Source organism: Streptomyces sp. NPDC027663, from assembly GCF_055566415.1.
The window spans coordinates 391278-412007 of sequence record NZ_JBVHSK010000001.1; the positions used below are offsets into that span (position 1 = coordinate 391278).

A 20730-nucleotide genomic window follows, 5' to 3' on the forward strand; every position below is an offset into this window, starting at 1 on the left:
CCCGAGCGCCGAGCCGTCCCCCGAGCGGTGAGTCGTCCCCCGAGCGGTGAGCTGTCCCCCGAGCGGTGAGTAGGCCCCGGGATGGTGGGTCGGCCCTCCGGTCCCGAGTCGGCCACCAGGACCGGAGCCCGGTCGGCCGGGATCGGGCGTGCCGCAGAAGAACGGCCCGATCGCGGGCCCGGGGATAGCCTGGGAAGTACTCGGGCGGCCGTATCGGCCAAGGAGTTCTTCCGATGTCGATCTTGTGGTCGGCGGACGCGCGGCACACGTCCGCAGCCCCGAAGTTCCTTCCTGACACCGAGGCGCCGCACAGGCAGGCGCCCGCGTCGGGCCCTGCCCTCTGTCGGCCGGACACCGCTTCGCATCGCTGACAGGCGGGTGCACCAGGCAGGAGTACGGAGATGGCTTGGAATGTGAACGGTACCTACCTCGAAAGCTGCAACTGCGACACCGTGTGTCCGTGCACCACCTCGGGCCTGACCGCACCCGCCGACAACGAGCGCTGCCAGGTGACGCTCGCGTTCCACGTCGCACAGGGTGAGGTCGACGGCGTCGACGTGTCGGACCACAGCGTCGTCGTCTTCGCGGACGCGCCGCGCGTGATGGCCGACGGGGGCTGGCAGGTGGCGCTGTACGTCGACGCCTCGGCCGACGACAGCCAGGCGGAGGCGCTCGGCAAGGTCTTCTCCGGGCAGGCGGGCGGCCCGATGGCGGCGCTCGGCCCGCTCATCGGTGAGGTCCTCGGCGTGGAACGCGTCCCCATCGAGTTCCACGACGACGGCCGCCGCCACACCGTGCAGGTGGCGAACGCCATCGACATCGAGATCGAGGACCAGGTGGCTCCGCAGTTCGGTGAGAGCGGTCCCGTGATGAGACTGACCGGCATGTTCCACCCGGCGAACAGCACGTTGACGGTCGCCCGGTCTACACGGGCCGTCGGCCACGGCGTACACGGACGGTCCTGGGACTTCACCGGCCGCAACGCACACTCGGCGCCCTTCTCATGGTCGGCGTGACCCGGACAGCGATCACGGTCCGCCACCCCGCGACGTACACCGGACTGGTGCTGCTCACGGCGGCCGCGGCCTGGACGTGGACGGCACTGCGGTGGGCGGACATGGGTTCCCCGGACATGGCCGGGCAGCCGGCCGCCTTCCTGGGCGCGTGGACGGTCATGATGGCCGCGATGATGCTGCCGGCCACGGCGCCGGTCGCCTCGCTGTACGCACGGACGGTGCCCGCGCACCGGACACCGCGGGTGATCGCCTTCACCGCCGGCTACGTGCTGATCTGGGCTGCGGCCGGGCTGCCGGCCTACGCCCTGGCCACCGGTGCGACGCGCGCCGTCACCGCGCATCCGGCGGCGGGGACTGCGGTGGCCGCCGCCGTCTTCGCCGTCAACGGTGTCTACCAGCTCACCCCGCTCAAGGATCTCTGCCTCGCCAAGTGCCGCTCGCCGGTCGGTTCGCTGCTGCGCTACGCGTCGTACCGGGGCCCCGCGCGGCACGTGCGTGCCGGAGCCCATCACGGGGCGTTCTGCCTGGGCTGCTGCTGGTCCTTGATGCTGCTGCTCACTGCGTTCGGTGTCATGAACCTCTGGGCCATGGTGGGCCTGGCCGCCGTCGTCACCGCGGAGAAGCGCCTGCCGCGGGGGCATCTCCTCGCCCGTGCCGTGGGGCTCGCCTCGCTCGCGCTCGCGATCACCGTCCTCTGGGTGCCGCTGCTGGCGCCCGGCCTCACCGGCGGCGGCATGACCGACATGAGCCTCCTGCGGTGACGTCGTGAGCCTCCGGCAGTGACTGACCGTGAGCCTCCGGCAGTGACTGACAAGGAGAGCCACCTCGGCCGGGCTGCCGAGCCGGGCCGTCCCTGGGCCGTGCGAGGGCGCCCGAGACCGACCGATGGTGACCGGCAGTGACAGGCGAGCAGTACCCGCCAGGCGGCGAAGCCCCAGGTCAGCGAACCCCGCTGAGACGGGTTTCCATCAAAGGGTGGCAGTCAGGCAAGATGGGCTGTATCTGCCCACTGCCAGATTTCAAGCTGCCGGACGGTTTCTCTTGGCTGAGTTCATTTACACCATGCGCAAGGCGCGCAAAGCGCACGGCGACAAGGTGATCCTCGACGACGTCACCCTGAGCTTCCTGCCGGGAGCGAAGATCGGTGTCGTCGGCCCGAACGGTGCCGGTAAGTCGACCGTGCTGAAGATCATGGCGGGGCTGGAGCAGCCGTCCAACGGCGACGCGTTCCTGTCTCCCGGCTACAGCGTCGGCATCCTGCTGCAGGAGCCGCCGCTGAACGAGGAGAAGACCGTCCTGGAGAACGTCCAGGAGGGTGTCGCCGAGATCAAGGGCAAGCTCGACCGGTTCAACGAGATCGCCGAGCTGATGGCCACCGATTACTCGGACGCGCTGCTCGACGAGATGGGCAAGCTTCAGGAGGAGCTGGACCACGCCAACGCCTGGGACCTCGACGCCCAGCTGGAGCAGGCGATGGACGCCCTCGGGTGCCCCCCTGGCGACTGGCCGGTCACCAACCTCTCCGGTGGTGAGAAGCGCCGCGTCGCGCTCTGCAAGCTGCTGCTGGAGCAGCCCGACCTGCTGCTCCTCGACGAGCCCACCAACCACCTCGACGCCGAGTCGGTGAACTGGCTGGAGCAGCACCTGGCCAAGTACCCGGGCACCGTCGTGGCCGTCACCCACGACCGGTACTTCCTGGACAACGTCGCCGGCTGGATCTGCGAGGTCGACCGCGGCCGCCTGCACGGCTACGAGGGCAACTACTCCAAGTACCTGGAGACCAAGGCCACCCGCCTCAAGGTCGAGGGCCAGAAGGACGCCAAGCGGCAGAAGCGGCTCAAGGAAGAGCTGGAGTGGGTGCGCTCCAACGCCAAGGGGCGCCAGGCCAAGTCCAAGGCCCGTCTCGCTCGCTACGAGGAGATGGCCGCCGAGGCCGACAAGATGCGGAAGCTGGACTTCGAGGAGATCCAGATCCCGCCGGGCCCGCGCCTGGGCAACGTCGTCGTCGAGGTCGACAAGCTGAGCAAGGCCTTCGGTGAGAAGGTGCTCGTGGACGGCCTCAGCTTCACGCTGCCGCGCAACGGCATCGTGGGCGTCATCGGTCCGAACGGTGCCGGCAAGACCACCCTGTTCAAGATGATCCAGGGTCTGGAGACGCCGGACTCCGGTGACATCAAGGTGGGCGAGACCGTCAAGATCTCGTACGTCGACCAGAGCCGCGAGAACCTCGACCCGAAGAAGACGCTGTGGGAGGTCGTGTCCGACGGGCTCGACTACATCAACGTCGGCCAGGTCGAGATGCCGAGCCGGGCGTACGTGTCCGCCTTCGGCTTCAAGGGCCCGGACCAGCAGAAGCCGTCCGGAGTCCTCTCCGGTGGTGAGCGCAACCGCCTCAACCTGGCGCTGACCCTGAAGCAGGGCGGCAACCTGCTGCTCCTCGACGAGCCCACCAACGACCTCGACGTCGAGACCCTCAGCAGCCTGGAGAACGCGCTGCTGGAGTTCCCCGGCTGCGCCGTCGTCGTCTCCCACGACCGGTGGTTCCTCGACCGGGTCGCCACGCACATCCTCGCCTACGAGGGCGAGTCGCGGTGGTTCTGGTTCGAGGGCAACTTCGAGTCGTACGAGAAGAACAAGGTCGAGCGGCTCGGCCCGGACGCCGCGCGTCCGCACCGTGCCACCTACAAGAAGCTGACCCGGGGCTGATCGGTTTGCGCCACCTCTACCGCTGTCCCCTGCGCTGGTCCGACATGGACGCGTACGGACATGTCAACAACGCGGTCTTCATCCGCTACCTGGAGGAAGCCCGCATCAACTTCCTGTTCCGCCCGGACAAGGAGTTCAAGCAGGGGTCCGTGGTGGCGCGCCACGAGATCGACTACAAGCGGCAGCTCGTCCACCGGCACCACCCGGTCGACATCGAGCTGTGGGTCAGCGAGATCAAGGCCGCGTCCTTCACCATCACCTACGAGGTGAAGGACGACGACGTGGTCTACGTACGGGCCTCGACGGTGGTCGTGCCGTTCGACTTCGAGGCCCAGCGGCCGCGCCGGATCACGGCGGAGGAGCGCGAGTTCCTCCAGGAGTACACGGACGAGGCCGACGAGGAGGCCGTCGCCGCATGACGGTGCTGCACCTGGCCGACGAGACGGAGGCGGCGGACCTCGCCGCCTTCCTCGCCCGGCTGCTCCACTACGACCGTGGAGCCGCGGTGCGCCTGCAGGCGGCCGGCACCGCCCTCGCCGTCTTCGGCCGCCCGCCGTCCTTCGAGGTGCTGGCGGTCCGCGCGGTACGGCTGGCGAAGCCGTACGAGCACGGGCTCGACGTCACCCTCGACGTGACCGTCTCCGCCGGTGAGTTCCTGGAGTCCGTGGACGAGCGGGCGGCCACCGCAGCGGTGCCGCGGGCCGTCACCGGGCCGCCGTGGGCCGGTGTACTGCCGCCGCGGGCCGGCTGGCAGTCCGAACCGGGGCTCCCCGCGCCGGACGCGCTGCGGGCCACGGTCGCCGCCGCGGTGGCCGAATTCCGGGCGCGTACCGAGGAATTGGCACCGGAGGGCCGTACCCGCGCGGAGCTGGACCGGATCGGCCGGGACATCTGGTCCCGGCAGATCAAGGGGACCCGGCTGCCGGTCCGGGCCGTGCACGCGGCGCAGTCCCTGGGCTTCCTGCGGCCCGGGACCCGACCGCAGGACATGGGGCTGCTCGCCTCGGGGGCATGGCTGCGACTGCGTACCCCGTACGGGTCGGTGGTCGTACGGCAGGCGGGGCTGGGCTCCTTCGGGCTCAGCGTGCACTGAGCCGCACGCCGTTCTCTCCGCGCCGCTCAGTCGGTGTCGTCCGGCCAGACCCCGATGTGGTCCGACTCCAGTTCCAGGGCCACGCGGTCGCGCATGTCCAGGGCGCGGAGGTAGTCGGCGGGCAGTTGGAGGCGGCCCGCGCGGTCGAGCATGGCGTACTCGCGGGCCACGACGGTCTCGTGGCCGGTCGCCGCGTCGATCTCGCTGCGGCGCAGCACCTCGGTGGAGGTACGGCCGTCCCGGATCGCCACCGTGCGGCGGACCTCGCCCGCCACCGCCTGATCATGGGTGACGATCACGATCGTGGTGCCGAGGGTCTCGTTGGCCGTGCGGAACGCGTCGAAGATCTGCGCGGCCGTCCGGGAGTCCAGCTCGCCGGTGGGTTCGTCGGCGAGCAGGACCGCGGGGTCGTTCGCCAGGGCCACGGCGATGGCGACGCGTTGCTGCTGGCCGCCGGACAGCTGCTGCGGGCGGCGGTCGCGGCAGTCGGCCACCTGTAGCAACTCCAGGAGTTCCAGGGCGCGTTCGGTGCGGGCGCGGCGGCGTCCGCGGGTGCCGGAGAGCTGGAGGGGGAGGGCGACGTTCTGCGCCGCGGTGAGGTAGGGGAGGAGATTGCGGCCGGTCTGCTGCCAGACGAAGCCGACGATCTCGCGGCGGTAGGCGAGGCGGTCCTTCGCGGTCATGGTGAGCAGATCGCGGCCGGCCACGCGGGCCGCGCCGGCGGTGGGGGCGTCCAGGCCGGCGAGGATGTTCATGAGAGTGGACTTGCCGCTGCCCGACGCCCCTACCAGGGCCATGAGTTCGCCCTTGCGGACGAGGAGGTCCAGGCCCTGGAGGGCTTGGACCTCTATGCCGTCCGTGCTGAAGATGCGGACGAGACGGTCGCAGCTGATCAAGGCGTCGTGGCCGTAGGCCGGGGCGTCCTTGGCCTGCGCGACCCGTCGGGCGAGGTCGGTGAGGGTGGGAGCGGTGCGGGTGGGGTCGGTTGTCATGAGGTCTCCTGGGTGCGTGCCCTGGGGGTCACCGGTCGTCCCCGGCTCGGAGGTCCGTCGCCGAGCCCCGTCTTCCCGTCCACCATGCCTGGGCGCTCGCGAGGGTCACGGACATCGCTGCGACCAGGAGGGCCGGGACGGTCAGGGACCAGGTGTCGGGGCGCAGTCCGGCCGCCGTGACGGGTGTCTGCGTGGACGGCAGGGCGATCGTCGTCAGGTCGATGCCGGGGGAGAGGAGCTGGATGGCGGACCAGCCGGTCAGCGCGCCGCCCAGGGCCGACAGGAGGGACTGGGGAAGGGACTCCAGGATCAGGAGGCGGCGGCCCTGGGCGCGGGTGAGGCCCATCGTGCGGAGGCGGGCGAGGAGTGCGGCCCGTTCGGGGGCCGCCCGGAGCAGCGCCAGGAGCAGGGCGAGGACGGCGAGACCGGCGCCCGCGGCGACCGCCGCCGTGTACACGTGCTCGGCGCCGGACTGGAGGGGCGAGCCGGCGTACCGGGCGCGTTCGTCGGCGCGGACCCGGACGACGGCCGGGGCGCCCACGGCGTGGCGCAGCGCGCGTGAGTGGAGGTGGTCGCCGGTGAGCAGCAGTGCCGTGGGGCGGTCGGCCGGGGCGGTGAGGCCGGCCCGGTTCACCACGAGGAAGTCGGTGCCGGACAGGGCCGGGGTGCGGTCGCGGACGAGGACGATGCGCACCGTGACCGCGCTGCCGTCCGCCAGCCGGACCGGGAAGGGCCGCCGGGTGCCGTACGCGGAGGCCACGGAGGGGGAGGCGACGGCGGGGAGCGTGCCGGAGCGGGCCGTCAGCCGGTCGGGCGGGAACGTGCCGAGGCCGGTGTGGGCCGTCAACTCGGCGTAGCTGCGCGGGTCGACGCCCACCAGTGGCACCGAGTCCTGGCCGTCCTCCGGTCTGGCCTGGTAGGCGATGCTGACGGGGCTCACCGCGCGTACCCCGGGGACCGCCCTGACCCGGCGGAGGTCATCCGCCGGCAGCGGGGCGTCGGCGTCCGCCCGGGCGTCGGCACCGACGGTGAGCAGCGCCGCCCGGTCCCGGGCCTCGGCGATGCCCGCCAGTACCGAGCCGCCGAACGCGGCCGTGGTCAGCGCGGTCAGCAGGGCGAGGAGCGGAAGCACGGCGGAGGCCTGGGTGCGGCCCGCCCGGGCCAGGGAGAGGTGGCCGACCGCGCCGCGCAGGCGCCCGGCGGGGGCGGACAGCCGGCGCAGCAGGAGTGGGTGGAGACGCAGCAGCAGCAGCGCGGCGATGACACCGACCAGGACCGGGGCCACCGCCACCAGCTGGTCACCGGTCGTGCCCCGCCGGCGCAGCGTGGCCACCGCACCGGCGGCCAGCACCAGCAGGGTCAGCTCGGCGACCGTGCGGCGCCGGGAGGGCCGCACGGAGGCGACGTCCTCGCGCGGTGCCGTCAGCCGGACCGTGCGGTGGACGAGGGCGGCGCGCAGCGGCAGGGCCGCGCACGCGGTGAGCGTGGTGACCAGAGCGGCGGCGACGGCGGGGGCGGTCCGGCCGGCGGGGACCGCGAGCAGGGCCACGGCCAGACCGAGCGCGCCCGCCGGTACGGCGATCACGGCGGTCTCGGCGAGCAGCCGCCCGGCGAGTCCGGACAGCGAGGCGCCGCGGGCGCGCAGCAGGGCGAGTTCGGCGCGGCGCCGGTCGGCGGCAAGGCCGCCCGTCATCAGCAGGACCACGCCGACGACGGTGGCGGTGCCGGCGGCGGCCACGGACACCAGGGGCGAGATCTCGGAGCGCAGCCGGGAGAAGCCGGTGAGGGCGTCGTCCAGCTCGGTGCCGATGCCGGCGCCGTGGTCGGTGAGGGCACGGGCGCGTTGCAGCGCCGGGCCGGCCTCCAGGGCGGCGACGGCCGGCTGCAGCCGGTCCAGGTCGTGGGCGTGCAGGCCGCCCAGGTCGGGGGCGAGGTGCCAGTAGCGGATCGGGTTGGTACCGGTGCCCAGCAGGACGGGGGCGGCATCGGGCGCGAGCAGCAGCGCGCCGAGCCAGTACGTGGCCGGGTCCGGGCCGGGGGTGGGCAGGGTCACCAGGACCGGGGTGCGCAGCAGCGGCATCGTGGACCAGTAGGCGCCGTCAGGGTCGCGCGGGGTGAGGGTGCCGGTGATCCGCACGGCGACCGGCCGGCGGCCGGGTGCCGGCACATGGATGACCGAACCCACCTTGATGTGCATGCGCTCGGCGGTGGCCGCGGACACGGCGGCCTCGACCTCGGGGGTCCGCTCGCCGACCGGGTGCGCGGCGCGCGGCAGCCGCCCCGTGCGGACGCGGGCGTGCTCGGCGAGACCGTTCTGCGCGATCAGCGAGACATGGGCGGGCAGCCCGCTCGGGCGGGGCAGCCACGGATCGGGGACCGCCGGGCTGACGGTGCCGCCGACGCCGTACGCGGACTGGGTCCGGTCGACGGTCAGCGGGCTGCCGACCGTGCCGAGCAGCTTCCGGTACTGCCGTTGCAGTGCGGCGGGGCGCAGTGCCGCGGCCCGCCGCTCGGGCGGCAGGCCGAGGTCGGGCTGGGGCGCCGACACCCGCACGGTGGTGTGGTCCGGGCGGGCCTGCCGGAGCGCCTGCCGCAGGCCCGCGTCCTCGTACCGGTCCACCGCGCGCGGGAAGGCACCGGCCAGGCACGCGGTCAGCGCGACCAGCAGGGCGAGCGCGACGGCGGCGCCGGGCGCGGCCCGCAGCCGGGTCCGTACCCAGGGGGCGGCCGGGTGCGGCAGCCGGCCGCCGGCGCGCGCGGCGGTGGTGCCGCGGGTGTCCCGGAGCCGGGTCCGTACGCGGAGGGCGGCCCTGCGCGGCAGCGGACGGCCCATGTCACTCACCTCCCTGGGTGCGCAGCGCACCCGCCGGATCCGCCCGGCGCAGGGCCGGCACCGCCGCGACCACCAGCGGCACGACGGCGACGGCGGCGAGCAGCAGCGCCACCCGCCCGGGCGGAAGCAGGACCAGCAGGCCGGGCACCGGCCGGGTCGCCTCGCCGGTCAGGACGATCAACGGCAGGACGGCACGGGCCAGTACGGCGCCCAGGCCCCAGCCGACCACGAGCGCCAGGCCCACCAGGACGGCCTGCTCGCCGGCGACCGTCCGGGCCATCCGGCGGCGCGGCACGCCCAGGGCGTGCAGGACGGCGAACTCGGCGCTCCTGGCCCGCTGTGCGCCGGCGGCGCCGACGGCGAAGCCGACCGCGGCGAGCGCCGCCGCCACGACGGCCGCCGCCGTGAAGGCGGCCTCGGGGCCGGCACCGAACGGGTCGTCGCGCAGCTCGGCGGCGATCTCGTCGCGCACCACGACCTGCCCGGGGCCCACGTCCGGCAGTGCCCGTACGGCGTCGGCCACTCGGGCGGCAGCGCCGGGGGCGGTGCCGAGCCACCACTCGGTGGGGGTCGCACTCTCGCCGTACCGGCCCTGGAGCACCTGGTTCACGGCGCGCAGGTCGAGCAGGACGGCTCCGCCGTCGCGGGCGCCGGTGCCGGCCGGGTCGGCGGTGGCCGGCAGCGCCCGTACCGACCGGACGATCCGCACCGGCACGGTCCGGTCGCCGATGGTGACGTCGACCCGTTGCCCGATGCGGGCGCCTGCCGCGTCCAGGTAGCGGTCGGTCGCGAGGGCCGGCACCTCGGCGGGCGCGGTCTGGGCCACCTGGAGCCGGAACGTGAGCGAGGCGACCGTCCAGATGTCGGCGCCCGGGAGATAGCCGGTGCTGTAGACGAAGGCCGGCGGGCGGGTGGAGGTGACCCTCGGGCGGGTGGGGCTGGTGGCGGCGCTCGGTACGGCGGCGCCGCCGGTCTCCGCGGTGGTGGTCCACCGGGCGGGCAGCGTGAGCCGCCGCTCCTTGCCGTCGGTTCCGGAGGCGGTCAGCCCGTCGATCGTGAGCCGGTGCTGTTCGGCGCGCTCGCCGGGCTGGGCGAGGTCCAGCCGGAGACCGGTGAGCGTCGCCGGTCCCGAGGCCGCCGCGAGGCCGGCGGTCAGGGTGTGCGGGCGGCCGTCGGAGGGGAGCTGCCCCGACGGCACCCGGTACGGCACCCCGTACCGGTCCGTCAGGGTCACCGTCACCGAGGTCGTGGTGCCCGGTCCGGCCGAGCTGTGCAGGCGTGCCGTGAGCCGGAGCCGGGCGGTGCCCGCCGGCACCGGGGTCCCGGCGGGGGAGCCCTTCGGCGCGAGCCGGGCCAGCAGCGGCCGCACCGGTTCGTCCGCCAGGTCGGGCCGCATCAGGAGCGCGTCCGCCGCATGGGCGGTGTCCAGGGCCAGCAGGGTCGCCGTCCGGTCGCCGGACAGCGGCTGGGCGGCGCGCACGGCGGGGGCGGCGTCGCGCACCTGCGGCAGGTCCGCGTACATGTCCGTACGGCCCGGCCCCTCCTCCCCGGCGGCCAGCACCCGCACCGGCACACCAGCCCGGAAGTCGGCCTGGTCGTCCTGCGAGCGGTCCCAGGAGGCGCCCTGCCCGATGGCGAGCATGCCGAGCGCGACGGCGAGGACGAGCAGCAGCACCGGGCCCGACGCGCGCGCGGTGCGCCGGCTGAACTGCCAGCCCGCCAGCGCAACCGGCAGCCCCCGCCCGCCGGCCGCCCACCGCTCCGCGAACCGCGCCACGGGCGGCAGCAGCCGCAGCGTGAGCACGGTTCCGGCGAGCAGGGCCAGGGCGGGCGCGGTCACCAGCAGGGGGTCGATGCCGAGGGTGCCCGACCTGTCGGCGGCCACGCCTCCGGAGCCCTGCCGGCCCAGCTGCCAGTAGGCCACCCCGGCGATCGCGAGCAGCCCGAGGTCGGCGCCGGCCCGCAGGGGGGCCGGGACGGCGCGGGAACCCGTCGGCCGGGCCGTCCCCCTGCGCAGCCGCACCGGCAGCGGCCAGGTACGCCGGGGACCGGACCGCCGTACCGGGCGCCGCACCTCGGCACCTGCTCCGGTGACCGCCGGCAGGGTCACCGCCAGCGCACAGCCGAGGGCCGCCCCGGCCGCCACCAGCCAGACGACGGGCCGGCCGGCCGGCGGGAGGTCCAGGCGCAGGCCGAGCCGGGCCAGTGGGCCGTGTCCTGCCAGCAGCGCGGTGAGCGGTCCGGCGAGCAGCGGGGCGCACCCGGCCGCGGGCAGCGCGAGCAGCAGGGCCTCGGCCGCGGCGAGGGCGCCGATCCGGGCGCGGGAGGCGCCGCGGGCCCGCAGCAGCCGCGTCTCGTCCGCGCGTTCGGTGCTGAGCAGCCGGGCCACCAGCAGCAGGGCGTAGCCGGCGAGCAGTACGAGCTGGAGCGCGACGATCAGCAGGGTGGAGCGGGCCACGAGCAGCGATCGCTCCACCCGGTCCAGCACCTCGGGCAGCGCGGTCTGCGACACGGTCGTGCCGCTGAGCGCGGTGGGCCTGCGCAGGGCCGCGCTGCCGTCGCGGGCCGCCGTGCGCAGCTCCCCGATCCGCGCGGTCGTCACCGAGGCGAAGTCCGCCGAGGCCAGCCAGGCCGTCGGACCGGCGCTGACCCGGCCGCCGGTGACGACGGCGGGGTCGGCGAGCAGCGGGCCGTACGTCGTGAAGCCGGACTTCTTCGCCCCGCGGCCGAGCAGGTCGTCCAGCCGCCAGTACGGTGCCGTCACCGAGGCCGGCCGGTACACGCCGACGACGCGGATGCGGACGGCCGGACCGTCCAGCCGGTTCGCCAGGGTGAGCCGGGCACCGGGCTTCAGCCGCAGGGTGTGGGCGGCGGCCTGGGGGACCGCCACCTCGGCCGCGCCGGCGGTGCGGCGCGGGAAGCGGCCGGCGGCCAGGCGCAGCTGGGTACGGTCCAGCGACGCGAAGTAGGTCAGGTCCGGGTCGTCCGGCCTGGCCGCGGGCGGGTGGAGCGAGCGGGGCAGCGCGTACGGCCCCGAACGGCGCAGGGTGCGCACGTGCACCGGTAAGCCGTCGAAGGTCTCACGGGCTCCCGCGCGTACGGCGGTGTCGGCGGTGGCTCGTCCGGCCGGCGGCACGTCCGCCTTGACGATCAGTGCGGTGTCGCCTGCGGTGCGGGGATCGGCCAGCACATGGCGCAGGGCCGCGTCGCCGATGGCGCCGGAGTACGCCGTGAGGGTCGCCAGTACCGCGGTGGTCAGCACCACCGTGAGCAGCGCGGCGCCGAGCAGCAGGCGGTGCGCACGCGCGCGTGAGAAGACGAACCCCGTCACCCTGCCCCCGTGTGTCCGGACTTCCAGACTTTCGGGCGATGCTCGCAGAGGGCTCGGGCGCCGGGTAAGCGGTTGTCGGCCGGTCTATACCGGATCGTGATCGGAATGAGGCGACGAGTGACCGGAATCCGACCTTCAGTGACGACCCGTCAGTCCTAGCGCCGGCCCCGCGTGCGCGACAGTTCGACGTGATCGGTACGGCGTGATCGGTACGGCGTGACCGGTAAGGCTTGATCACTCGCGGGTGTTCACCAGAGGGTGATCACGCGAGGGTGTTCAGTCGGGGGTGTTCAGCCGACGTATTCAGCGGCGTGTTCAGTCGGGGGTGTTCACCATCGACGCGGCGGCGTACGTCAGGTAGTTCCACAGCGTCTGCTCGTGCTCCTCGGAGAGTCCCAGCTCGTCGACGGCCGTCCGCATGCGCCGCAGCCAGGCGTCGTGCGCCGCCCGGTCCACCGTGAACGGTGCGTGCCGCATGCGCAGCCGGGGGTGGCCGCGTTGGTCGCTGTAGGTGGTGGGGCCGCCCCAGTACTGCATCAGGAACAGGGTCATCCGCTCCTCGGCCGGGCCGAGGTCCTCCTCCGGGTACATCGGCCGCAGGATCGGGTCCTCGGCGACTCCCTGGTAGAAACGGTGGACGAGCCGGCGGAAGGTCTCCTCCCCGCCGACCTGCTCGTAGAAGGTCTGCTCCTGAAGCGTGCCACGCCGAATCTCTTTCACCCGTCCATCGTCTCAGACAGGGTGACCCAGGACTCAAGGCTTAGGACCAGCCGCCGCCGCGGCCCCTAGTGTGGACCCATGGGCGCCTACGACACGGAGATCGAGGGTCTCGCCGCCGCGGCGCGGGCCGCGCTGGTGCGGGAGATCGACGCGGACGGGGCCTGGGGCGGGGACCCGGTGTGGCGGGAGACGTTCGCGGCGGTGCCCCGGCACCTGTTCGTGCCGTACTACTACGTGGCCGGACCCGGCGGCTACGAGCGCCGCTGGGGCGAGAGCCCCGATCCGCGGGCCCGGGAACGCTGGGTGTGCGGCGCCTACGCGGACGTACCGCTGGCCACCCGGCTGCGCGACGGCGAACTGCTCTCCTCCAGCAGCCAGCCCTCCCTGATGGCACGGATGCTGGCGGCCCTGCAGGTCGAGGACGGCGACCGGGTGCTGGAGGTGGGCGCCGGCACCGGGTACAACGCGGCCCTGCTCGCTCACCGGCTCGGTGACGACGGCCTCGTCACCTCGGTCGACCTGGAAACGGAGATCACCGAGTCGGCCCGGCAGCACCTGGCGGCGGCCGGCTTCCACCCGGTCGTCGTCACCGGCGACGGAGCGCGCGGGGTGCCCGAACGCGCCCCTTTCGACCGGATCATCGCCACCTGCGAGCTGCCGACCGTCCCCCGCGCCTGGCTCGCCCAGTGCCGCCCCGGTGCCCGCATCCTCACCCCGCTCGCCACCGGACTGCTCGCCCTCACCGTGCAGGACCCGGAGCACGCCGAGGGCCGCTTCCTGCCCACGGCCGCCTTCTTCGTGCCGCTGCGCGGTGAGGGCAAGGCGGAGCCGGAGGGCGTGTCCCTGGCCGGGCTGCCGGGCCGGGCCCGCGAGCAGGAGCCGTTCCGCTTCCTGCTCGCGCTGATCCGGGGAAGGCTCGACCCGGCCGAGGCGTACGCGCTGTGGGAGCGCGAGGGCGAGCCGGACCGCGAGCGGTACGGCGTCACGGTCGGCGGCGAGCACGCCTGGGCCTGGCTGGACGAGCCGGAGGGGCCGTACGTCTGGCCCCTGCCCTGACCGCCCTCAGCCCCGGCGGATGGTGATCGTCGTCCAGGCGCCCACGTGCACCCGGTCGCCGTCCTGCAGCGGAACCGGCACGAACGGCTGGATCGGCTCGTCCGACATGTTGACCGTGGTGCCGTTCGTCGAGTTCTGGTCGACGACGGCCCAGCTCCCGTCCGGCTGCTGCACCAGCACGGCGTGCTGGTGCGAGACGCCCGGGTCCTCCGGCGGCACCGCGAGGTCGATGTCGGGGGTGTCGCCGGTGGAGTGCCGGCGGCGGCCGATGCTGACCTGGTTGCCGCCCAGGGTGCGCTGCTGCTCGGGCGAGTACGCGGGCAGGTTCAGGCCCGCGGCCTCGGGGCCGGAGCGATGCATCATCGCCATGAAGTACTCGCGGTCCGGACCGATGGTCGCGGTCCACGTCGCCGGACCCTGCGGCGCCGGCGGGAAGCCGTTGCCGGGAGGGGCCTGGGTGGCGCCGGGCTGCGGGTAGCCGTACCCGCCGCCCTGGCCGCCGGGGCCCTGGCCGGGTGCCTGTCCCGGTCCGGACGGGCCGGCGGACGACGGCGGGGAGATCACCCAGTCGTCGTCACCGCCGCCGAAGCCCGAGCCGCCGGCCGGGGGACGGCCGGTCTCCCGCGGGAAGGCGGGCGGCGCCGACGCACCGGACTGCTGGAACGCCTGCGGGGCACCGCCGGGACCGTTGGGCGTGGGCCCGGGCGGCGGCACAGGACGCGAAGGATCACCGCCGAAGCCGGAGGGGCCGGGACCCTGTCCCTGCCCGCCGCCGAAGCCGGACGGGCCGCCGGGGCCCTGTCCCGGACCGCCCCCGAACCCGCCGGGCCCGGACGGGCCACCGGAGCCGGGACCCTGTCCCTGCCCGCCGAAGCCGGGCTGACCGGACGGCCCACCGGGGCCCTGTCCCTGCCCGCCGCCGAAGCCGGACGGGCCACCGGAGCCGGGACCCTGTCCCTGTCCGCCGAAGCCGGGCTGACCGGACGGGCCGCCGGGGCCCGGAGGCTGGTTCTGACCGCCGCCGTAGCCGGACGGTCCCGAAGGGCCGCCGGAACCCTGGCCCGGCACCGTGCCCTGGCCCCCGCCGAAGGCCGGCGGAGGGCCGGGCGGACGCTGGTTGCCGCCGAAGGCGGACGGACCCGCGGGGCCGGGAGAGGTGGGCGGGCCGGACGGGGCGCGCTCGCCGCCGAACGGCGTGGGGCCCGACGGCTCGCTGCCGAACGACGGGATCGGCTCGGCGGGACGGTTCATCTGCGAGGGCCGCGAACCCTGGTACTCGTACGCGTCACCACTGCCGTACGTGGCGCTCGGCGGCTGGAACCGGGGCTGCGGCGGGCGCGGGGCGGCCGGGGTGTACGAGGTCGCCGTGTTGGTCAGGAAGTTCCACCGGCACTCCTCGCAGAAGGGCGCTCCGCCCTCACGGGGCGTACGGCACTGCGGGCACAGCTCCGGCTCCGGGGCGGGCCCGGCGGACGGGTGCGGACGGCCGCCGCCCTGGACACCGGGGCCACCGGGTCCGGAGGGCGGCGGAAAGCCGTAGCCACCGCCGGCCGGGGGCGGCGGCGGAGGGGGCGGAGGTACGGCACCGGCCATGCGGTGACCGCAGACCTCGCACCAGTCGTCGGAACCCGACTGGTGTCCGTTCGGGCAGGTCGGCATGTCGGTGCTTCCCCTTCTCCTGAGGGTCCGTCTGGATCGCTGCGATCGCTGCGATCGCTTCCAGGGTCACTTCTTTACACGAACAGTTTTTGTGGACCGGGTCTCCAGAGTCATCTCGTCGGCCTCCGCGACCCTCGTCTTCAACCGCACAGTACCTGTCGCGGCGTCGACCACGTCCACCACCTTCGCAAGCAGTTTCGCAGTATCCGCGTTCCCCGAGGCGCTCGCGAGCTGAACCGCGCGCCCCAGTTTGGCCGTTGCTCCATCGAAATCACCCGCTTTGCGCAGATCGAGACCTTTCTGGATGGCCTGCGCCAGTTCGGCCTGTCCGGTGTAGTGGGCGACTTGGGGGTTCATCGCGGTGGAGGCCGTCATGTCGTCCGTCCACACGGCCCGTACGAGCCCCTGCGCGCCGAGGTTCTGCACGTTCCCTCCCCCGCGTTCGGCTTCGCTCGTGCGGGTGGTGCCGCCGGGCTGAGGCGCCACCAGGGAGACCCGGGCGGCGAGCATCTCCCGGCCGAGCCCGGCCGGCGGGACCGTCACACACAGGTGGTAGTCGCGGGACTCGTCGCCCCAGGACCCGGTCGGGTAGTCCCCGGCGCGCGGCCCGGCCTCGCTGCGGCGGCCGGTCAAGTCCTCGACGCTGGGGGCGACTTGCTTGATGAACCGGATGGCCGTCCCGACCGGGGTCCACACCCGCAGGGCGACGTCGGCGACCTCCTTGCCCATCGCCGTCTCCATCAGTCGCGTGAAGTCGGCGGCGAGACCCGCGGGGTCGGCGACGATGTCGGCGGTGCCGAGCAGCGCGGAAGCGATCCCTGTGACTTCTTTCACTTCCCAGTCGGTGCCCACACCCCGCGCGTCACAGGTGAACCGGCCCGCGCACGCGTCCAGCGTGGCCCGCAGGTCCTCCGCGGACTCGTGCTCGTTGCGGCCGTCGGTGAGCAGGATGCCGTGCCGGATGGTCACGTCCGCCGACGACAGCAGCCGGTCGGCGAGCCGCAGCCAGGTGCCGATGGCCGTACCGCCGCCCGCGCTCAGCCGGCGCAGTGCCTGTTTGGCCTGTTCGCGGGTGACGGGGTCGGCGACCGCGACCCGCCCGCCGCCCGGGTAGACCTCCTTGGCGACATGGGTGCCGCCGATCACGGCGAAGTGCGTACCGTCGCGCAGGGTGTCGATCGCGGCGGCCGTGGCGTCCCGGGCGTTGCGCATCTTGGTCGGCGGGTAGTCCATGGAACCCGAACAGTCGACCATGATCGCCACGGCGGCGGACGGCCGCTGCCCCGGCGTGTACAGGGGCGCGGTGACGGCGCCGCCGATGGTGCCGCCGCCGGTCGCCGTCACCGTGACGATGGCGTTGACCTCGCTGCCGCCCTCGGGCAGGTACTCGTTCTGGTAGACGTCCACCGAGAACTGCGGCACGTTCGGTTTCGCGAAATTGGCCATGCTGGTTCACATCCCCCTCGGACACCCCGCTCGCGCGAGGCAGCGCATGACGACGGACCGGTCCCCTCCGGTCCGTCGAGGCTTCCCCGTTCGTACGGCCTCAGGCCGATCCTGCCCCCTGGGACGGCGCCGGGAACGGCAGGACCGCCACTGTTACGTTGTCGTGGCCCCCGCCGTCGAGGGCGTGACCGACCAGCACCCGGGCGCTGTGCAGCGGGCGGACGGCCGCGTCCGGCGGTACGACCTCGCCCATCTCCTCGGCCGTCTCGGCGTAGTTCCACAGTCCGTCGGTGCACACCACCACGGCACCGGGCCGGTCCGGCTTGAAGGAAGCGGTGTGCGGCTCCAGTTCGTAGGCGTCCGCACCGAGCCAGCCGGTGATCGCGTGGGCACGTTCGTCGGCGTACGCCTCGGCCTCGCTCATCAGACCCGCGGCGACCATCTGCGCGGCCCAGGAGTCGTCCTCGGTCAGCCGGGCGGGCGGTGCGCCGCGGTCGTCGGGCACCCAGTAGGCGCGGCTGTCACCGACCCAGCCGACGACCAGCAGCCCGGAGGTGACCACCGCGCCGACGATCGTGCAGGCCGGCGCGTTCTGGTGCGGGGCGTGCTCGCGGGCCGTGGCGGGTTCCTCGGCGAGCGCGTTGACCGCCTGCGCGGCGGCGACGATCGCCTCGTGCATCGCCGCTTGCGGGTGGGTGCCGCGCGGCAGGGCGGCCAGCAGGATGTCACCGGCCGCCTGGGAGGCGGCCAGCGAGGCGTCGTCGGGGCGGGTCGCGGAGGACACGCCGTCGCAGACGACCGCCAGCGCGGCGGGAGTGCCGTCGGGCAGCACGGTGTGACCCACCGCGAAGGCGTCCTCGTTGCGGTGGTGGCGCAGCCCGCGGTCGCTGACCGCGGCGACCGGGCCCGACTCCCGCTCGACGTGGTCGCGTTCGCGCGGCTGGGCGTGCCCGCAGTTCTCGCAGTAGCCGTCGCTGTCCACCCGGCCCGCCCGGCAGGCCACGCAGACCTGCGCCGGATCGGCCGGAGGGGTGGCGCCGGCGGCCAGCCGGGGATCCGGTGCCTGCAGCGGGTACTCGTCGGGCTCCGCGGGCCGGTCGAACCGCACCCCGGAACCCGTGGACGGTTCGGGTCCGGGCTCGTGCCCCGGCAGCGGTGAGCCGCCCGAGTCCGTGCCGGGCGGGCCGGCCGGCTGATGCGCGGGCGGACGGCCGTGGCCGTCCGGGCCGGCTTCGGGCCAGGCCATGCCGTCCCCGCGCTCGGCGGAGCCGGTCATGGTCAGCGTCGGATGGTCCTGCGGCGGAGCGGGCACCACCGAAAGGTCGTGTCCGCACGCTCCGCAGAACAGGTCACCCGACTCGACGGGCTCCGCGCAGCTCGGGCACTTCTGCAGTGCGGCCTGCTGGGGCTTCTGCGACATCGACTACACCCACGTCCGGGGGCGGTAACGGTTGGCCCGTTCCACCAGCTCGATCCTCTCATCGCCGGGCGCCAGCCGGGCCAGCGTGCGGTAGGCGCGCTCCAGTCCGAAGCGGAGGCCCCGCTCGTCCAGACCGCTGCCCAGCAGCACCCGGCCTCCGGCGGCGGGCCCGGTGCCCTGACCCCCGGAGAGTATCCAGTCCAGCGCGCAGCCGAGCACCTCGGCCGACAACTGCTCACGCCGGGCCGGGTCCAGGCCGTACGCCTGGAGCGCCTCGACCTGACCGGCGGCGGCCGTCAGGTCGTCCAGGAACGGTACGTCACCGGCGCTCGCCGTGCGCTGTCTGAGCCGGGCCCGGACGGCGGCGACCCGGGCGGCCGTGTAGTGGATGGAGGACTCCGCGACCGACTCCAGCGTCGTCACCGCGCTGTGCCGGTCCCCGGCCGCGAGCTGCACCCGGGCCAGCCCGAACGCGGCGCTCACATAGCTGGGATCGGTCGCCCACACCAGGCGGTAGTACTCGGCGGCGTTGTCGAGCTGGCCCAGCACCTCGGCGCACAGACCGAGCGCCAGCTTGGGCGCGGCCTCGCCGGGAAAGGCGTCGTAGATCGCGTCGAAGGCGAGCGCGGCGCCCTCGAAGTCGCCGGTGGCAAGGGCGGCCAGGCCCCGGTACCACACCACCCGCCAGTCGTCGGGCCGCTCCTCGTCCAGCTCGGCCAGGGACATCAGCGCTGCCTGGTGGTCGCCGCTCTCCAGCCGGGCGCGGATCTGCCGCAGCCGGGTCTCCACGGTCTGCTCGGGCGCCGCGGCCAGCGCGCCGATCAGCTCGGCCGGCGCCGAGGCCATGAGGCCCGCCAGGAAACCGGCGTTGGGGTCGTTCGGGTCGACCAGCGGCACCGGCAGGGCGAGCGCGGCGGCCCGGACGTCGACGGGCCTGACCAGGGCCGGCGGGACGGTGACCGGCGCCGGGACCCGCAGGCGCCTGCCCACCGGCCGGGCCCCCAGCCGCGACACGTCCCCGTCCAGCCGCGGGAACAGCTCCGTGTCGGTGACCTTCACCTCGGGCCCGAACAGGGTCGACAGCGCGGGCCGGGCCTGCCCGGTCTGCAGCGAGACGACCTCCCGCAGCACGCCCGTCAGCTGCTCGGACATCTCCTGCGCGGAGGCGAACCTGCGGGCCGGGTCGGGGTCGGTGGCGCGGACCAGCAGCCGGTAGAAGGACTCGTACCGGCGGAAGACCTCGATGGTGTCGGGGTCGGGCAGGGAGTCGGCGTAGACGTTGGTGTAGCCCTGGAAGTCGAAGGTGAGCACCGCGAGCGTCCGGCCCACCGTGTACAGGTCGCTCGCCACCGACGGGCCGGCGTCGGCCACCTCGGGTGCCTGGTAGCCGACGGTGCCGTAGATGGCCGACTCGTCGTCGTCCATCCGCCGGACCGCGCCCATGTCGATCAGCTTGAGCTGGTCCTCGGTCTGGATGGCGTTGTCGACCTTGAAGTCGCAGTACAGCAGGTTGCGGCTGTGCAGATGGCCGAGCGCCTCCAGCGCCTCGATGCCGTACGCGCACGCCTGCTCCACCGGCAGCGGGTCGCGCCGGCCGTCGGGCGTGCGGCGGGCGTTGGCGATCTCCTTCAGGGACTTCCCGCCGACGTACTCCATGACGATGTAGCCGTCGAGGGAACCGGTGCGCTGGTCCAGGTGCTCCACGAAGTTGTAGATCCGCACGATGTTGGCGTGCTCGATCTCCGCGAGGAACCGCCGCTCGGAGATCGCCGCGGCCATCGCGTCCTGGTCGCCGGTGTCCAGCAGGCCCTTGAGCACCACCCAGCGGTCGGAGACGGCCCGGTCCACGGCGAGGTAGATCCAGCCGAGCCCGCCGTGCGCGAGGCAGCCCGCGACCTCGTACTGGCCGTGCACGATGTCCCCGGCCTTCAGCTTGGGCACGAAGGAGTACGGGTGGCCGCACTTGGTGCAGAAACCCTCCGTGCGGCCCGGCCGGTCACCCCGGGCCCGGCCCACCGGCGCGCCGCAGTCCGACCGCGAGCAGAACCGCTTGCGCTCGGGCACCTCCGGGTTCTCCAGCACCATCGCGCGCGGGTCGGGGCGCGGCACCTGCGGTACGGAGACCAGCCCGGCGCCCAGCCGCCCGCGCGTGGAGGTGCCCGAGGAGGAACCCGAGCTGCGCACGGACACCGAACGGCCGGTGGACTTCCCCGACAGCGACCGGGAGAGCCTCCCGGACACGGAACGGCGCGAGCGCGACGACTGCGAGGACGTCCGGGAACTGCGCGCACTGCCGTTGCTCGACGAGCCCCTGGTGACTCCGGTGGGCGGCGAGCCCACCATCCCCCTGGCGGACACCACGGGTGCGAGACCGCACGTGTCGCAGTACAGCTCACCGCCGCCGACGTCCTCGTACGCCCCCTCGCAGCCCGGCCGCTGGCAGCTCTGCCCCGGCTGA

The 20730-nt window shown here is 74.2% G+C and carries 15 protein-coding genes; 7 read left to right on the forward strand and 8 right to left on the reverse strand.

Annotation, left to right across the window (positions count from 1 at the left end; translation table 11 throughout):
• The first annotated feature begins 401 nt into the window (after nucleotides 1–401).
• The 5 genes from ACZ4SF_RS01775 to ACZ4SF_RS01795 all read left to right on the forward strand — a co-directional run bounded on the left by ACZ4SF_RS01775 (nucleotide 402) and on the right by ACZ4SF_RS01795 (nucleotide 4815).
• Nucleotides 402–1016 (forward strand): DUF1326 domain-containing protein, encoded by a 615-nt coding sequence (locus tag ACZ4SF_RS01775; protein WP_468376789.1) that lies wholly within the window; start codon nucleotides 402–404, stop codon nucleotides 1014–1016.
• A complete protein-coding gene (locus ACZ4SF_RS01780) occupies nucleotides 1013–1777 on the forward strand; it encodes a DUF2182 domain-containing protein (RefSeq protein ID WP_468376792.1) in 765 nt (254 codons plus the stop codon). The genes ACZ4SF_RS01775 and ACZ4SF_RS01780 overlap by 4 nt, the downstream gene beginning before the upstream one ends.
• A gap of 280 nt (nucleotides 1778–2057) precedes the next feature.
• Entirely contained in the window at nucleotides 2058–3722 is a 1665-nt protein-coding gene (ettA, locus tag ACZ4SF_RS01785) for an energy-dependent translational throttle protein EttA (protein ID WP_468376795.1), read from the forward strand.
• 5 nt (nucleotides 3723–3727) lie between these two features.
• Nucleotides 3728–4141 (forward strand): acyl-CoA thioesterase, encoded by a 414-nt coding sequence (locus ACZ4SF_RS01790; protein ID WP_468376798.1) that lies wholly within the window; start codon nucleotides 3728–3730, stop codon nucleotides 4139–4141.
• Nucleotides 4138–4815: a DUF8185 domain-containing protein gene (locus ACZ4SF_RS01795; RefSeq protein ID WP_468376801.1), complete on the forward strand. Its 678-nt coding sequence runs from the start codon at nucleotides 4138–4140 to the stop codon at nucleotides 4813–4815. Before ACZ4SF_RS01790 ends, ACZ4SF_RS01795 begins: the two co-directional genes overlap by 4 nt.
• Nucleotides 4816–4841: 26 nt before the next feature.
• Here the strand turns inward: ACZ4SF_RS01795 and ACZ4SF_RS01800 are convergent, their stop codons facing one another.
• The 4 genes from ACZ4SF_RS01800 to ACZ4SF_RS01815 form a co-directional block, all read right to left on the reverse strand.
• Nucleotides 4842–5807: an ABC transporter ATP-binding protein gene (locus tag ACZ4SF_RS01800; RefSeq protein ID WP_468376804.1), complete on the reverse strand. Its 966-nt coding sequence runs from the start codon at nucleotides 5805–5807 to the stop codon at nucleotides 4842–4844.
• Nucleotides 5808–5835: 28 nt separating this feature from the next.
• Nucleotides 5836–8640 carry an FtsX-like permease family protein gene (locus ACZ4SF_RS01805; RefSeq protein WP_468376807.1) on the reverse strand — a complete coding sequence of 935 codons (2805 nt, stop codon included), beginning with the start codon at nucleotides 8638–8640 and terminating at the stop codon, nucleotides 5836–5838.
• Between the two features lies 1 nt (nucleotide 8641).
• A complete protein-coding gene (locus tag ACZ4SF_RS01810) occupies nucleotides 8642–11971 on the reverse strand; it encodes an FtsX-like permease family protein (protein WP_468376810.1) in 3330 nt (1109 codons plus the stop codon).
• 315 nt (nucleotides 11972–12286) lie between these two features.
• Nucleotides 12287–12691: a globin gene (locus ACZ4SF_RS01815; protein ID WP_468376813.1), complete on the reverse strand. Its 405-nt coding sequence runs from the start codon at nucleotides 12689–12691 to the stop codon at nucleotides 12287–12289.
• Between the two features lie 78 nt (nucleotides 12692–12769).
• On the opposite strand from ACZ4SF_RS01815, the gene ACZ4SF_RS01820 reads away from it, so the two are divergent.
• Nucleotides 12770–13747 (forward strand): methyltransferase domain-containing protein, encoded by a 978-nt coding sequence (locus ACZ4SF_RS01820; protein ID WP_468376815.1) that lies wholly within the window; start codon nucleotides 12770–12772, stop codon nucleotides 13745–13747.
• A gap of 6 nt (nucleotides 13748–13753) precedes the next feature.
• Here the strand turns inward: ACZ4SF_RS01820 and ACZ4SF_RS01825 are convergent, their stop codons facing one another.
• The 4 genes from ACZ4SF_RS01825 to ACZ4SF_RS01840 form a co-directional block, all read right to left on the reverse strand.
• Nucleotides 13754–15406, reverse strand: coding sequence for an FHA domain-containing protein (locus tag ACZ4SF_RS01825; protein WP_468376817.1), 1653 nt, complete (start codon nucleotides 15404–15406; stop codon nucleotides 13754–13756).
• A 66-nt stretch (nucleotides 15407–15472) separates the two neighbouring features.
• Nucleotides 15473–16852 carry a vWA domain-containing protein gene (locus ACZ4SF_RS01830; RefSeq protein ID WP_468376820.1) on the reverse strand — a complete coding sequence of 460 codons (1380 nt, stop codon included), beginning with the start codon at nucleotides 16850–16852 and terminating at the stop codon, nucleotides 15473–15475.
• Nucleotides 16853–16952: 100 nt separating this feature from the next.
• On the reverse strand, nucleotides 16953–18272 hold the full coding sequence (locus tag ACZ4SF_RS01835; protein ID WP_468376823.1) for a PP2C family serine/threonine-protein phosphatase: 1320 nt from the start codon (nucleotides 18270–18272) through the stop codon (nucleotides 16953–16955).
• A 3-nt stretch (nucleotides 18273–18275) separates the two neighbouring features.
• The gene (locus tag ACZ4SF_RS01840) at nucleotides 18276–20462 is read right to left on the reverse strand and encodes a serine/threonine-protein kinase (protein WP_468376826.1); all 2187 of its coding nucleotides are present in this window, start codon (nucleotides 20460–20462) and stop codon (nucleotides 18276–18278) included.
• On the opposite strand from ACZ4SF_RS01840, the gene ACZ4SF_RS01845 reads away from it, so the two are divergent.
• Nucleotides 20422–20730 carry a hypothetical protein gene (locus ACZ4SF_RS01845; protein WP_468376829.1) on the forward strand — a complete coding sequence of 103 codons (309 nt, stop codon included), beginning with the start codon at nucleotides 20422–20424 and terminating at the stop codon, nucleotides 20728–20730. The two genes, ACZ4SF_RS01840 and ACZ4SF_RS01845, sit on opposite strands and share 41 nt — an antisense overlap.